Here is a 15546-nt window from a genome sequence, read left to right on the forward strand (position 1 = left end):
CTGATGCCCGTACTGGAGACCGAAATATGTCGACCGACATCAACACCGAAATGACGACTCCCTCAACGACTCAGCCCGGGGGATCGACACCGCACTATCCCCCACATCCCGAACCGCAGCATGGTCTGCCGGAGCCAAAGGGCATTCCAACAGGTGTGTGGCTGGCCGTTGCCATCCTCTCTATCTTCCTGCTGGCGGCTATCGTCTATGGCCTGCTTTCGCGCGCTGCCGCGGCACGCCACCTGGAGCAGACGACAAAAGCCAGCTCCGTTCCGACGATCAGCATCACGCATCCGGCGGTACTGGGTATGAGCTCCGAGATCGCGCTCCCCGGCAACACGCAGGCCTACAATGACACGCCCATCTACGCACGCACCAACGGCTATCTCAAGCAGTGGTTCGTCGATATTGGCCAGCACGTCAAGCAGGGTCAGCTCATGGCCATCATTGAGACGCCTGAGGTCGACGAGCAACTGCAGGTAGCGCAGGCGGATTTGAAGAGCGTACAGGCGGACCTGGCGCTGGCCAATACGACCTCCGAACGCTACCAGAACCTGCTCAAGAGCGACTCGGTCTCCAAGCAGGAGACCGATGTCGCCGTCAGCGGCGCACTCGCCAAGCAGGCCGCCGTAGACGCGGCTGAAGCCAACGTCCGGCGTCTGCAGCAACTGCAATCCTTTGAACGCGTCTACGCGCCCTTTGCCGGCATCGTTACGGTTCGCAATACGGATATCGGAGCCCTGATCGACTCCGGCTCGGCGACCACCAGCAGCACGGCCAAGGAGCTCTTCCGCATCGCCGCCATCGGCAAGCTTCGTGTCTACGTCGCGGTGCCGGAGACCTATGCTCCCGCCATTCACGATGGCGGTACCGCCGCGCTGACGCTCGATGAGTATCCCGGCCAGGAGTTCACCGGCACCGTCGTACGTAATTCAAGCGCTATCGATCAGTCCTCCCGCACGCTGAACGTCGAGGTCGACGTCGAAAACCCGGATGGCAAGCTGCTGCCTGGCGCTTATGTCTTCGCGCACTTCAAGATCCCGCAGCAGGTGCGCCGCCTCTCGGTGCCGGCCAACGCGTTGCTGTTCCGCGCGGAAGGCCTGCAGGTTGGCGTCGTGCGCAATGGCCGTGTTCATCTTCAGCGCGTTACGATCGGCAAGGACAACGGCAGCACCCTGGAGATTGCAACCGGCCTTACGGCTGAAGATGAGATCGTGCTCGACCCTTCGGACTCACTCACAGAAGGCCAGCAGGTACAGATCGCGAATACCGGGACGGTGACGCCATGAACGTCCGCTCTACCTCACTCATTACGCTGAGTGGAGGCATGCTGCTGAGCGTGTTTTCACTCACCGGCTGCATGGTCGGGCCGAAGTACAAGGTCCCCTCTGCGCCTGCGCCTCCTGCGTACAAAGAGGCCTCGCCCGATGCGTTCAAGGAGACCGCCGACTGGCACATCGCCGCACCCAACGATGCGGTCATACGCGGCGCATGGTGGACTGTATTCAATGACGCCGAGCTGAACAAGCTGGAACCGCAGGTAGAGACCGCCAACCAGACACTGAAGGCCGCTGACGCCAATCTGCGCGCGGCACGCGCCAACATCCGTGTGCAAAACGCCGACCGCTATCCGACTATCGGCGTCTCTCCGCTGGTGCAGGGCGAGCGTGAGTCCGCCAACCAGCCCTACTTCAACTCAGCCATTGCCAACAACGGGGAGGCCAACCTTGTGGTGCCGCTCCAGGTGAACTACGAGGTCGATCTCTGGGGCCGCATTCGCCGGAACATCGCTGCGGCGAAAGAAGAGTCGCAGGCTACTGCCGCTGACCGCCAGAATGTACTGCTTTCACTGCAGTCGGAACTCGCCCTGGACTACTTCGAGTTACGCTCCTCCGATGCGGAACAGAAGCTGCTCGACGATACGGTCGTGCAATACCAGGAGGCCCTTCGCGTCACGAGCAATCGCTTCAGCGGAGGCATCGCACCGAAGTCCGATGTGACGCAGGCACAGACACAGCTGCAGGCCGCGAAAGTGCAGGCAGCCGACGTCGCCGTTCAACGTGCGCAGTTTGAACATGCCATCGCGATCCTCATCGGCCAGCCGCCGGCTTCGCTGACGATTCCTGCCGCACCGATATCCGTCGAACTGATGCCACCGGTCATTCCGCCAGGACTTCCGTCACAACTGCTGGAGCGCCGTCCCGACATCGCCGCGGCGGAGCGCCGCATCGCTGCTGCCAATGAGCAGATCGGAATCGCTCGTGCCGCATACTTTCCCACCCTTTCTCTCAGCGGGCTGGCGGGTTACCAGAGCACGTCGATCACCTCGCTCTTCACGCCTTCCAGCTTCGTCTACGGTCTGGGACCGACGCTGGGTGAGACCTTCTTCGATGGAGGCCGTCGCCGTGGCGTCTCGGAAGAGGCTGTTGCGGGCTACGAACAGAACGCCGCCAACTATCGCCAGAGCGTGCTAACGGCGTACCAGCAGGTCGAAGACAATCTCGTCGCGCTGCGGGTGCTCTCTGACGAAGCCCGGCAACAGCGCCAGGCTACGGCCTCGGCGGTGGAGTCGGAGCGGATCTTCAACAATCGTTATGTCGGTGGTGTTGATACTTATCTCCAGGTGATCACCGCGCAGACCACGGCGCTCAATAATGAGCGCAACGATATAGACATCCTGCGCAGGCGCATGGATGCGACGGTGTTGCTGATCAAGGTGCTTGGTGGCGGATGGGATCGTACGCAGTTGCCTGCGCAATAACGGGCAGTCCTACGTGGGCACATCAAGTACGTGAAGTAGTTCAGGGCCAACGGCCCGGTTCATACCAGCCTGGGGTGAAGTCCCAGGTACAGGGCCGTTAGAGGGCTGAAAGCCTGACTCATCAGTGGCACCACGATGAGTCGGGCCTTCAGCCCTCTGATGTTATGGTGATCCACTCACCTGGGGCTTCACCCCAGGCTGGTATGAATCGGGCCGTTGGCCCTGCGTTGTCTCCGGGGCTCTCTTCCAAGCCCCCGGATTACGGATCATCGACGATTGAATTACCCCTCAATCAACGCCAGCAGCCCTACTTCATCCAACACCGCAACCCCGAGCTGCTGCGCTTTCTCCAGCTTCGACCCCGCATCTTCGCCCGCGACGACATAGCTCGTCTTCTTGCTCACCGAGCCTGAGACCTTGCCACCCGCATCTTCGATGCGCTGCTTCGCTTCATCGCGAGTCAGGGTAGGCAACGTCCCGGTGAGCACAAAGGTCAACCCGGCGAACGTCGTTCCAACAACACGCTTTTCCGCTGTGAAGGTAAGCCCCGCAGTGCGTAACTTCTCCACCAGCTCGCGGTTTTTCTCCTCAGCAAAGAACTCGACGATAGCCTGCGCCACCCTCGGACCTACTTCGTTCACAGCTTCCAGATCGTCCGCAGAGGCCTTCATCAGGTCGTCGAGGCTGCCGAAGTGCTCCGCCAACAGACTCGCTGTACGTTCGCCAACAAAGCGAATCCCCAGACCAAAGAGCACACGCGCCAAAGGCGCTTTCTTCGACCGCTCAATCTCCGCCAGAAGCGCATCGGCGGTCTTTTCGCCGACACGCTCAAGCGTGAGCAACTGTTCGCGCGTAAGCGAGTAGAGATCGGCAATGCTGCGAATCAGCGGCTCATGCAATGTCTTCATCGGCGCAGCAAGTCCAGCCTGAAGCCCCTCATCACTCACTTCTAACTCATTGCTCGCTGACTCGCCGGCTTGCTGACTTGCTGACTCGCTCTCTTCCTCCGCCTGGCCGAGCAACTGTGCCACCATCGACTCGCCAAGCCCTTCGATATTCATCACGCCACGCGCCGACCAGTGCAGCAGTTCCTCGCGTACCCGTGCCGGGCACACCGCATTGATGCAGCGCCAATCGACCTCCCCCTCAGCTCGCACCAGCTCGCTGTCGCAGACCGGGCAATGGCTCGGGAAGACGATCTCGCTTGTGCCGCGCGGATGCTTCGCGTCTTCGACGACCTCCGTGATCTTGGGAATCACGTCGCCACCGCGCTCGACGGATACGAAGTCTCCAACCCGAACGCCAAGCCGCGCGATCTCGTCAGCGTTGTGCAGGGTCGCACGCGTCACCGTCGTTCCCCCGATGAATACAGGGGCCAGCGCGGCTACCGGTGTCACCTTGCCCGTGCGGCCTACCTGAAACAGCACATCGTCGAGCCGGGTTATCGCGGCGCGCGCGGGAAACTTGTAGGCGATGGCCCAGCGAGGAGCTTTGCCCGTAAAGCCAAGGCGGCGCTGCTGTGAAATAGCGTCGACCTTGATGACCACACCGTCGATCTCATAGGGCAGCCCGTCGCGCAGGGGTTCGGCTTCGTTGATGAACGCGAGAACATCCTCGATCGAACCAACCGGCCGTGCATGTTTATTGACCAGGAAGCCGGCTTCACGAAGAGCCTGCAAGGCCGAGCTCTGCTCCGCGAGCAGCGGCTCTCCCTCTCGCAGCAGGAAATACGCGAAGAACTCCAGCCGCCGTTGTGCAACGATATTGGGCTCAAGCGTACGGATCGTTCCGGCCGCCGCATTGCGAGGGTTCGCCGCAGGAGCAAGACCGGCAGCCTCACGCTCGGCGTTCATCTTCTCGAAGGCCTTCTGCGGCAGTACGACCTCACCGCGCACCTCGAACTGCTGCGGCAGCCCGGCCTTCGCCAGCTTTGCGGCCTGAATGTGCAATGGCACACTGCGAATGGTGCGCACGTTCGTCGTAACGTCCTCACCGATGGTTCCGTTGCCACGCGTGACACCCGTCTTCAGCACCGCTTCATGCTTTGCTCCGGCGTCGTACTGGAGAGCGAGCGAAAGACCGTCCAGCTTGAGCTCACAGACGTAGCGCACGACCTCACCACTGGGAAGACCGGACATCACGCGCTCCGCCCAGGCGCGCAACTCGGCCTCGTTATACGCATTGTCGAGCGAGAGCATGGGCCGGGAGTGCGCGACCTTCGCAAAGCCCTCTTTCGGCTTGCCGCCAACGCGTTGTGTCGGCGAGTCCGGGGTCACCAGCTCCGGGTGCTCGGCCTCCAGCCGCCGCAGCTCATTCATGCGCGCGTCGTACTGCGCATCGGTCAGTTCCGGCGCATCGAGCACGTAATAGAGGTGCTCGTGGTGGCGCAGATCTTCGCGCAGGGCTTCGATCTGCTGGTCGGGTAAAAGGGCGTTGGGGGGTGTGTGGGCCATCGCCCTGATTATAGAAAGGCGGGGGCTGCAAAAGGAGGATTCTTGTGGGCACACCGGCGTCGGGTAAACTGGAGATCGTAACTGAGATCAAGGAGCATTCGACAAATGGCACACATGGTTTTCTGCACAAAATACAAAGCCGAAATGGAAGGCCTGGACGAACCACCCTTCGACTCCGACTTCGGGCAGAAGATCTACAAGAATGTCTCGCAAAAGGCCTGGGGCGAGTGGGTCGAACGGCAGAAGATGCTGCTCAACGAGTACCGCCTGCAGCCCTGGACGCGCGAGGCACAGGAGTTCCTCGTCGAGCAGATGAACGAGTTCTTCTTCGGCTCCGGCGGCGAACTGCCCAAAGAATACGTAGCTCCTACCCACTAAAGCGGGAAACAGGAGTAGGAAACAGCAAACAGTGCAGACACCCTCAATCCTGGTTTTCCTGTTCGCCAATTCCTGTTTCCTGGCCGTACTGGTGTAGACTAGAGGTACCCCAGCCGCTGGCCCGCAAGGCGCGAGCGGCTTCCGTAACAAGTCGGGACGTGGCTCAGCCTGGTAGAGCGCACCCTTGGGGTGGGTGAGGTCGCTAGTTCGAATCTAGTCGTCCCGACCATTTACTTTCAACAACTTCCAAGCAAAGCAACGAGAAACGGGTCCAGCACTCGGTTCCTCTTGGGGCCCAGAAGGTCCAATAGCATTGAGCGGCTGCTTGCTTGACGCTTGTTGCAGATCGCCAGTGAGCATGCGCCAGCCACATAGAGTTCCATCCTACGAATCGCCATGAGTGAATCGGCTGAATCGATCTCGATGGTATGGTCTGTTTTGTTGTTGCGGTATCCGCATGGAACATGACCGGGATACACGTCTTGCGAGGCCTTCTCGTGCTTACCCTTCTTACCTCATCACGAAGATTCTCTGAATAGTTCGCCGACATAAGATTGATGCCACGGATGAGCTTCGCCGGGACTAAACAACTAGGTTCATCATCAGCCTCGACAAACTGACTGGGCTGCTGATGCGTTCTTGTCCTCCCCGGAGGCTCTCAAAAGACGTCACGCCTAGACTCTCTAGTTGGCACAGCGTTTCGGGCTCTCCAAGAAAAGCCGGTGACCCTAAAGTGCTGACAATCCAATGACAAATCAAAGACAAAGGGCTGATATAGCCATATCGCTGGGGTGATATGTTTGGAATCGTTATAGGCTTCTAAGCTCTGTCATCAAGTTAGAAGCGAGAGCCAGATCGTTCGATCAATGCCTCATCATCGATCCTATAGCTCTTCAAATCGAATTGATCGAATATCAACTTGTAGCTTTCGCGAAGACATTGTTCGAAGCTGTATTGTCCTTCGGAGGAGAGGTTAGCGTTGGGGACTTCGAGTCGAGTGCGCGAGGCGATCAAGAAGATTGTGTTCGGGGAAACTCTTGTCCCACAAGAGTTTACTCTTGGGCTTCCTGACCCTCAAACGGAGATCAGCGTATGGCTGGACTGCGCAGGCGTACTGACGGATGTAACGGAGCGCCACTCTATCGTGTGTGCCGCCCCCATGGTTGTCTGCGTGGGGTTCAATTCAGAGCAGTTGCCAGACAAACACAATCTATCGCAAGTGAAGTTGAGGCTGAGACGCGAGGATGGAGCGAAACAGATCTTAGGCGAGCTTGTGCTTATACAAAAGTCCGTCGTTTCGAAAGATCAATCGCATTTTGTCCTGTTCGAACCACACAGTTCCAGGAATTTCTGCCTTTCCAGAATGAGGCTAGGCACTCATTATCTGCTACACGCCTATCGGCAACGGAAACACGATAACACCAATGGCATCGTCATGACCTTCCTTGAAAGGCGAGCGACGATGGTGATGTTTATTCGTCCTCACCCTATCGTATTAGGGAGTGTCGGGAACAAAGATAGTGGCAATATCTTCCCGATGAATCTATTCGGAAATCTTGGCGAAGGATATTTTGGTTTTGCTTTGAGAGCAGACAGAATCGCTGGGGAATTAGTAGAGGATGCCGGACGCATCGCAATCAGCACTATGCCGCTGTCACAAGGATCCATGGCCTATCGACTCGCGAAAAATCACACAAAACCGTTGATTGACTGGAATCAGCTTCCCTTTTCAGTAAAACCTTCGCCTGAATTCAGTATTCCAATTCCTGAATTCACCGTAAGAGTAAGAGAGCTGAAGATTGAGAAAATCACAAAAGTCGGAAGCCATCGTTTCTTTCTGGCCAAGATGATCAGAGACGAAACACTATCGGAAGCTCCAGCGTTCTGTTCGATCCACGGGTTCTACCAGTCCTGGCGACTGAAACAAATCCAGGAGCGCAGAAAAGAGTTAGAGAGTTCACTTGCAATTGATGCTTTGAGCAAACTCGGAAGATCTCAATCACCGACAATCAAGGATACCCAGCAGTAGCTGCTCCCGAAATTCACCGGCTGACAGCGGTTCCTTCCAAGACCACCAATATGGGTGTTCGTAGCGCGTATTGCACATTTGTAATCCTCATTGTCTGGATGAAAATTTCATGCTCAAGCTGAAGTACTTACGACATCCTTTTCGTACAGCGAAAACTGCGAAAAACCTCTTTGCTGCACGTTGGAGCATGTGGAGATTTGCAAGTTATGGCGAGCGTCGCTTTCGAGGGGATGCCCGCTTCGATTTGAATTCTGTCACAAATGGATTCCGATCGCGTATAGACAGTTCATCCGACGATACCGAGATCCTGAAGAGGATCTGCGCAGCTTATATCAAGGCAACAGAGCAGCAGAGCTTAGCTTCCGAAGCGTATAACGCCACAGGGTGGTGGCAAGAGGTACGGCAACGAAGTCTAGGGCCGGTAATACAAGCGCTCGTGACGGAAGACATCGATTCCTTGCGAAAGATGTATCGTAACTTTTACCGCGATGCCTGCTCTACAGGCCTTTTGAGTGCTCCCTATGGCATGGCAAAGGAATACTTTGGCGGCCAGATAAAAAACGTTCACCGTCGCTTTTATTTAAGTCATGTACTGTGCCGGTTTGATTACTGGATGGATCAAACGAATAGAAGATTTACATTGCGCGACCTGAAAGGTCCTGGGGTAGGAAATCCCTTTGGAGTAGTGATCGATGGAACCCATATCAGCATTGGGTCGGAGTATGCGCATAGCTGCGCACAACAGATCAGCAACCTGCTGGGCGCTGAGAATCCAGTTGTTGCCGAAGTAGGGGGAGGATTCGGGGGAATGGCTTACTATCTGCTCCGCGACTTGCAAGGGGTAACCTACCTCGATTTCGATGTGCCAGAGAGTATTGCACTAGCCACCTACTATTTGATGAAATCCTTTCCAACTTTGAAGTTTCTGCTTTACGGCGAAGAAGATTTGAACGCTATCACACGAGCGGATGTCGTGCTTTTGCCTGTGTTCGAACTGGCGAAGATGCCCAGCCAAAGCGTTGATCTTACGTTCAGCTCTCATGCGATGTCCGATGTATCTCCTGAGGCGATGACGGAGTATTTACGAAATATCGATCGCATGACACGGGACTGTTTTTTTTACATGGGTAAGCAGCGAGGCAGCGAGGCCATTGGTGCGCTCATCAAAAAAGAACACACATCCTTTGAACTGGCCGAAACGCACACGTCGGGATGGCATAGCCATAAAGTCTCGGGTGTCGGTGTCGGAGGAGCAGCAGGATTGGCAGATTCTACGATCATGGAACAGCGTTATACGAGATCCAAAACTTTTCCTGATAGCCTGTAGTACGTTGAATCCGGGCCTACCGACATGCAATGACGATATTGTGACATTGCAGTGACAACTTGAGCCATGTTCAGAACTAGCCTCATCTTTGAGTCTTGGCAAAGGAGATTTGATGGCCGCCACGAGCGAACGATTTGTTGATTGCGATCCCGAGTTATTTACCAAGAACTTTAATCGCCTGCCGCATGAAGTTCAACACAATCTATCCACCAATTCTCTCTTTCAGCTCTCTGCGCTCGCTGAACTATCACAACGTGTTGCCAGCCGGGAACGTCCTCATCATTCTCAAGGCGACATTCACATCGATGAAGGAACAGCAGAATCGATGTCCAGTTCCAACCTGCGCGACCAAGCAAAGACAAGAGCCCCGGAATTGGTGGAGAAGATTGAACAAGGGCAAACCTGGATCATCCTCAAACATATTGAAAGAGAACCCGGGTACAAGGAGATCTTCGAAAACTGCATCTCTGACATCATGCGGCTTACCGGCAAGCAACTTCTGGAGCAGGTGAAGTGGTTCGAAGCGATCCTCTTTATCACTTCACCCAACCGGGTCACGGATTATCATATCGACCGTGAATGCTCCTGGCTCCTCCAGATTCAGGGCAATAAGGACATGCATTTTTTCAACCGGGCTGATAAAGATGTGCTTCCGGATGAAGAGCTGGAACAATACTGGATGGGAAACAATCTTGCCTCCGCTTACAAACCCCAGTTCGAGTCGCGTGCGATGGTTTTTCGTCTGCGGCCCGGAGTTGGCGTTCATAGTCCGGTAAATACTCCTCACTGGCTGCAAAATGGCGACAACGTCTCTATCTCGTTGAATATAAATTTTCAATTTCACGAAGGAGCCTGGGAGAACCTTTTCCGAGCGAATCATTATCTTCGCCGCGTCGGTCTGACACCATCCTCTCCCGGCAAATATCCTTTGGCGGACAATGCCAAGAGGCACACCTATACAGCGCTTCAAGATGTACGGCGTCTCTTAAAGGGTCAGCCTCGCGTTCCTGCCACAGAGGCTCGGAAGCAATATCATCAAATCGTGAAGATGCTCGCTTCACGATAGTTTTACTCCGCGGGCTAGGCAGCCGATCTGTTTGCTATTTCTTAATTAAGAGACAGATCTGGGACGCCAACCTTTCTTTCAATTACTTAGCGGCCCTCTAGATGTCGATACAGCCAAACAGCATGCGGTCGAAGAGCAACGCGTCGATTCTACGAAGTGGTTTCTTCGAGAACCGACGCGTTGCCCTTCGACCGTATGCTGACGGTGTGAACTTGCCAGCAAGCTTCAAAGACCTGGCAATGCTGGCGATGCCATCCTTCAGTTCGGCTGCCAGTAGTTGGTCAGGCAGCTAGCGGCAGGCAGCGCCGAGGTATTGAAGACGGTATCCGGTTCATGTCCGCAGACAGTGACAGCGGAGGGCCGGTCCAGCGGTGGCTGCTCCGAGGCCGGATAGTAGCTGAGGCTCGCATTGAACCAGGCAGAGACGACAGACGCTCCGTTACCGATGTTCTGACCGAAGGGCTGATTGATCGCTCCGTTGTCGAACAACATCTCCGTGCGCGACCCCATTACCGCATGCAGCCCCTGAAAGACTTTGAACCACGGCGTCCACCACTCTGCGTTGTCTTCCGCGGAAGGAACGACATCGCAGGAATGGATAATCCAGTAGTCCAGCTTGCCGTGGTTCGCGGCTCCGTAGCCTTCGGTCGCAGGAATGTCATTGATGTGGACTACGTCACAGCAATTCGACTCTGTCGTAAACTCCCACGGAGAGCCATGTGCCTCCGTCAAAGCCACGTTTACATTGTTGACGAAAGACTGCTCGTCCGTGGTGTAAACGAAAGGCTCTGCCCAGTAGTACTGAGAGTTGGTGAACTGGCTGGCATTATGCGAGCTCTGCAGCCCGCTCCAGAATCCGTTGGCCTCGGAGACGAAGCCCGACTGTGCGTCGCGGACCACATACCTGCCAACCGTCGGATCTCCTGCAGGAATAACAGCCTGCCTCAGAGCGGAACGATTCGCAGGCGCGGCAGAAGGCGCAGGTCCGGAGCCTGGAACAAGTTCGGCCGGGAGCTGCCCGTCGCCATAGGCCATGTACGTTGCAACGTAGTCGGTGGTTTGGAGCAGTTGTGCATCGGCGCCTGCCGATGGAAGCGGATGCAGACGCGACACTACCCGATAGACGGGAGTCATGGAGTCCAGATTGCCGTCGTAATAGGCGATCTCAACGGAGATGACTTCGACATTCGAGTTACTCGTCAAAGGTTTCAGCGTCTCCGAAAGTGCTTCCTGAATCTGGGCTTTACTGCGACGCTCCGTCACGGTGGCTGCAAAGCTTCCGGCCTTCCAACGATTGACTAGCCCATAGACATTGCCATCGGTACCAATGGCAACCGCTGCGTGGGATCCAGTGCCATATACCTTGTAACCACTTACAGTGCGAGAGACTGCCACGTAGGTGAGATAGAGTTTCACGGCAGAGACCGTAGGTTGTCCGCCGCTGGAGGCAAGTTGTGCTGTGCTTCCAACAACAGGACGCGGGACGCCCAGTGTGTACTGCGTTACATCCTTGGGAAGAATCTCTGAGCTTGCAAAGATCTGCCGAGCCAACGTCGAAGCCTGCGTCAGATGTTCATCCCTGGCGCCGGCATAAGTGACCGTAGGAAGCTTATCGAACTGCGGAAGAATCTGGGACTCACCGGTCTGCGTATCCCAGGAGGCAATCAGATGATCTTCCTGCACAAGACCTACAGAGGTCTCCGGCGCAGCCTTCAACTCGGGAAGTGTGCTGTGAGCGAGTGGCTGAATATCCTCTATCTTAGCTCCTACCTTGACCAGGCTTGAGCGCAGGAACGTATCCGGTGGCGCCTGCACAGTAAGCTTGACTACCCGTAGCGAAGATGGCACCGCTGGAATCAGTGTTGAGGGGAAAGTGATCTTGCCGCCTGTAGTTCTTATTGCTACTGGCAGTGTCGGCACTCTGCGTGTGGGCGTCTGACTCACGGCATAACCTAAGAGTACGGGTCCCATCAAAATCAGGCCCACGAATATCTTTGCGCCGAGGAGCACAAAGTCAGGGCGTGTCCTGCGCAATGCGTTATATGAATGCATGGTGATTCTCCTTTGCAGGGACGTCCCATAAAAATTGCGCCGCAGTGCGACACTCAGTTTGTAATCCCTGTTATCTGGATAGTGCTGATAAGTCAGACATCGTTACATCTAGAAATTTCTTTTTTGCGATGCTTGCTCTATGGCTCACCGCAGATCTATTGCTCAGTAGCTCTACCCGCCGGAACGGTTAAGGATGCCATCTGCTCATCACGCACAAACTCATCCGTGACGATCTGATCGCACCGCATGCAGGCTGCCCTACCGCGCTGGCTGAACCACCGGCAGTTTGCACGGATGGCACAAGACGGCAGTGCGGAATCGGTTGCAGGCATGATCTGAACGATGCGGTCCACAAGGGTGCAGTCCGTTCCATTGAAGTGACCACAGGCTCCTCCCTGACAAGGTGCAGAGATACGAAGCACCTGGGTAGGCAGAAGCGGAGCTGTCATAGCGAGCAGCTCCGGTGTTACCGGCTCGGGGGTGGAGAGATGCTGGATCTTGCCGGATGCAGCATCCACAACACCGTGGATAACCGCACCCGGCATCGCGGGTTGAGCACTTGGACACTGAACTACGCTCGGCCCCTTCACGGCTAGATCTCCTTAAGCGTTGAAGGATTGCGAAGGGCTTCGAGGTCATGCGCAGCATAACCAAGTGGTTTTAATTTCACAACTTCGGTGCGCTCTGCCAGTCCCAGTGCGGGCTCCGGATAGATACCGATCGTGAAGGGTTTGTGAAGCAAGGTCTGCAACGTCTCGTCTGTAATCTGCTTGGTGGCGATTGCGTGTTTAACGGCTGCCGCAATCAGATCGGGCAATTCACTGGTTTTAATCGACATCACTCTCTCCTTGGCCAGGGCTTTCCATCTGGCCGAAGCCAAGCCCCGGTTCCCTGTTGTTTGAATGGTGTAGCGGAGAGGAGGAGCGTTACAGATTAACTGAAAAATAAGAACTGGTGTGGTGAGTCATTAGTTCCTTGAAGAAGGATGTCTGTTCAGCGAAGCGCATTCCGTGACGCTTCAGTGTCGCGGGGCGGAGGGAGCCGTAGCCTTTAGGCTACGGATAAGGGGCAGGCGAGAATTGGACTTCAGCCCCAGGCCTTTTGCTCGCAGCCCAAAGAAGGCCCGGGCCTAAAGGCCACATCTTTGCTAAGCCTCTATTCCGTAGCCTGAAGGCTACGGCTCCCTCCGTCTCCCTGATGCTGAAGCATCAGGGAATGCGCTTCGCGCTATAGGTGGTCGCACTGATTCTTCAACGAACTAAACACTCACCACTCTGCCTACTTCAATCCCTTTGCATCGCTTCACCCAGTCGATGTGTTTGCGAATATTTCTCGCTAACACTGAAACGCTTTGCGATGACTCATCACTATGAAGACATCGCCTGCAAAGGTAGATCTATCTGGAGAAACCCAATGCCAACCACAACACAACTCGCCACCGGCCTCGGCGGCGCAATTGGATGCGATTTTCGCAACGCACAACAACAACTTGTTTTCGTGGAGTACTCGGGAAAGCTGTCCGCAGTCAACCTGTTCCCTGCCGCGACCACCGTAGACAGTGGCACGAATACAGTGTTGAAAGGTACCTTTACCTTTGACTTCGATACCGGCGTCCAGGGCGGACCTGCAGCGAGTGCCGATGTCCAGTGGGTGCAGGACACTACCGTCATACGCCAGATGGCGCCACTCAACAGTGCCAAAATCATCAACCTGGGAGCCGTAAGCTTCAACGGTATTACCGCGGCCAATCTGCAGGACCTGCCTTACGCAACGACTCCCATCATAGGCAACAACAACCCCTCCAATGTTCTTACCGTGAACGATGTGTTCGCTGTGCTGACCACGAACGGCAACTACACGAAGGTGCAGGTAGTCGCCTACGGCTATGACCTGACCATCAATTGGGTTACCTACCGTATCGCGTCAGGCTACAGCGTGCTCGGGACCGGCTATAACCAGCCGGAGGATGTAAAGCTGAGCACCGACGGCGTACACGCCTACGTGACAGAGCGCAGCGGCGATCTGGTCAAGGTCGCGCTCACGAAAGCAAATCGCAGTGCCGCGACGGTGATCGCCACAGGGCTGACGGCACCACAACAGATGTTCCTCGATGAAGCGCATAATGCGGCGTACGTCGTCGAATACGCTGCTCCCGGTTCGATCGTCAAGGTCAACCTGACCAACGGACAGAAGACGACGGTTGCCACCGGGCTCGTCAATCCCGTTGGGATCGTGCTCAGCTCCGACCTGCAGTACGCCTATGTCAGTGAACAGATGACCGCGCCCGCCGTCGGACGAATCAGTTCCATTCAGTTGAGTAACGCTGCGCGAACCACGGTCGCTTCAGGCTTAACCGAGCCATTCTTCCTGACCTGGGCCGATGCGGGACAAGATGCGCTACTGGTTCCACAGCGAGATCCTGCGAACTCCATCGTGAGTGTAAACGTCACGAGTGGGGCTACGAATGTCGTTGCCAGTGGCGTGCCAGTGCGTCCCTCCAGTGTAGCTCTGCCGAATCCGGGTGAGATGCTGATCTGCTCCAACACGGAGGTTGAAGAGATCGCCTTCACCACCTTTGCCGCGACCGGTGATCTATTGATTGGCATTGGTCTGATTCCCTTTGACAGAATCAACCAGGCTGCTGGCCCGCTCCAGGGTATGGCGAACACTTCCGTCGATGTCGACCCACCCTATTGGGTCAAGAACGTTCCCTTCGGCGGCACGCTGCCAATCATGGTCAACTACCAGGCCGCGGCGGATGCTGGCGCCGCCTACTACCAGGTCAAAGTAGACAGCGTCCTGCACACCGATAGCTGGACGAACTACTTCTGGGACGGAACGGGGAATGTGTTGGAGACCATCACCGCCACCAAGATTGGGTCGTCGACTGGATGCTATCCCGTGCATCCTGTCAGCGAGCTCTTCGTGTGGGAGTCTCCGGCGCTCGGTGACATGCTCGACACCACGGTGCTGAGCAATGGGCCGCATACTCTGCAACTGGTCTTCCTCGACACAGCCGGCAATCCGATCTCGGGCCTGGTGAGCGCACCGCTCATCCTCCTGGTGAACAACCAGTCCTGCATCGCCTCGATCTCAGCGCCGGTGCTTCAGGTGGCTCCGCCCGTAACCGCGGATACCTGCGGAGTCCTGCACTATGGAAGCAACACAACGGCTAATGTTTCCATCGGCTTTACAGCAAGCCAACCAGCGGGGTTTGGCGACTACTCCACTGAGATTGTCCGGGGCGGAACACAACTCTCGTTCACGCCTGCTTTGCCAAGCGGCCAGGTCGGCTCACTGACGTCAACCTTCACCGCACAAGTCGGCCAATTGCTGGGGACCTGCCCCACCGCGGGCTTCGCGGCGGCGCTTTATGTTGCCGCCACCATGACCAACGGACAAGGCAGACAAAGCCAGTACGACGCCTCGGCCCTGACTGCGTTTGTACTCACCACGTAGTCTTAGCCTCACGACCGAAGG

At 56.2% G+C, this 15546-nt stretch carries 11 protein-coding genes and 1 tRNA gene; 8 read left to right on the top strand and 4 right to left on the bottom strand.

Annotated features, from left to right (window positions below; translation table 11 throughout):
• Positions 1 to 26 precede the first annotated feature (26 nt).
• Together HDF15_RS10615 and HDF15_RS10620 are read left to right on the top strand one after the other, a co-directional pair.
• A complete protein-coding gene (locus tag HDF15_RS10615; protein ID WP_184255349.1) occupies positions 27 to 1289 on the top strand; it encodes an efflux RND transporter periplasmic adaptor subunit in 1263 nt (420 codons plus the stop codon).
• Complete coding sequence (locus tag HDF15_RS10620; protein ID WP_184255351.1) at positions 1286 to 2761, top strand: efflux transporter outer membrane subunit; 1476 nt, start codon at positions 1286 to 1288, stop codon at positions 2759 to 2761. The genes HDF15_RS10615 and HDF15_RS10620 overlap by 4 nt, the downstream gene beginning before the upstream one ends.
• Positions 2762 to 3042: 281 nt before the next feature.
• On the opposite strand, the gene ligA is transcribed toward HDF15_RS10620, so the two are convergent.
• The gene (ligA, locus tag HDF15_RS10625; protein ID WP_184255353.1) at positions 3043 to 5214 is read right to left on the bottom strand and encodes an NAD-dependent DNA ligase LigA; all 2172 of its coding nucleotides are present in this window, start codon (positions 5212 to 5214) and stop codon (positions 3043 to 3045) included.
• 105 nt (positions 5215 to 5319) lie between these two features.
• Here ligA and HDF15_RS10630 point away from each other — a divergent pair, with 105 nt between their 5' ends.
• From HDF15_RS10630 to HDF15_RS10650, 5 genes are all read left to right on the top strand, one after another.
• Entirely contained in the window at positions 5320 to 5592 is a 273-nt protein-coding gene (locus tag HDF15_RS10630; protein WP_014267413.1) for an oxidative damage protection protein, read from the top strand.
• 152 nt (positions 5593 to 5744) lie between these two features.
• Positions 5745 to 5821, top strand: a tRNA-Pro gene (locus HDF15_RS10635).
• 750 nt (positions 5822 to 6571) lie between these two features.
• Positions 6572 to 7621, top strand: coding sequence for a hypothetical protein (locus tag HDF15_RS10640; RefSeq protein WP_184255355.1), 1050 nt, complete (start codon positions 6572 to 6574; stop codon positions 7619 to 7621).
• 109 nt (positions 7622 to 7730) lie between these two features.
• Positions 7731 to 8948: a putative sugar O-methyltransferase gene (locus tag HDF15_RS10645; RefSeq protein ID WP_184255357.1), complete on the top strand. Its 1218-nt coding sequence runs from the start codon at positions 7731 to 7733 to the stop codon at positions 8946 to 8948.
• Positions 8949 to 9060: 112 nt separating this feature from the next.
• Positions 9061 to 10014 (top strand): transcriptional regulator, encoded by a 954-nt coding sequence (locus HDF15_RS10650; RefSeq protein ID WP_184255359.1) that lies wholly within the window; start codon positions 9061 to 9063, stop codon positions 10012 to 10014.
• 258 nt (positions 10015 to 10272) lie between these two features.
• Here the strand turns inward: HDF15_RS10650 and HDF15_RS10655 are convergent, their stop codons facing one another.
• From HDF15_RS10655 to HDF15_RS10665, 3 genes are all read right to left on the bottom strand, one after another.
• Positions 10273 to 12066, bottom strand: a complete 1794-nt coding sequence (locus HDF15_RS10655) for a DUF6345 domain-containing protein (protein WP_184255361.1) — start codon at positions 12064 to 12066, stop codon at positions 10273 to 10275.
• Between the two features lie 155 nt (positions 12067 to 12221).
• Positions 12222 to 12656 (bottom strand): hypothetical protein, encoded by a 435-nt coding sequence (locus HDF15_RS10660; RefSeq protein WP_184255363.1) that lies wholly within the window; start codon positions 12654 to 12656, stop codon positions 12222 to 12224.
• 2 nt (positions 12657 to 12658) lie between these two features.
• Positions 12659 to 12904, bottom strand: a complete 246-nt coding sequence (locus HDF15_RS10665) for a hypothetical protein (protein WP_184255365.1) — start codon at positions 12902 to 12904, stop codon at positions 12659 to 12661.
• Between the two features lie 575 nt (positions 12905 to 13479).
• On the opposite strand from HDF15_RS10665, the gene HDF15_RS10670 reads away from it, so the two are divergent.
• Positions 13480 to 15525: a YncE family protein gene (locus tag HDF15_RS10670; RefSeq protein WP_184255367.1), complete on the top strand. Its 2046-nt coding sequence runs from the start codon at positions 13480 to 13482 to the stop codon at positions 15523 to 15525.
• Positions 15526 to 15546: the final 21 nt, after the last annotated feature.

The sequence above is a fragment of the Granulicella mallensis genome (genome assembly GCF_014203225.1).
Lineage (GTDB): Bacteria > Acidobacteriota > Terriglobia > Terriglobales > Acidobacteriaceae > Granulicella > Granulicella mallensis_A.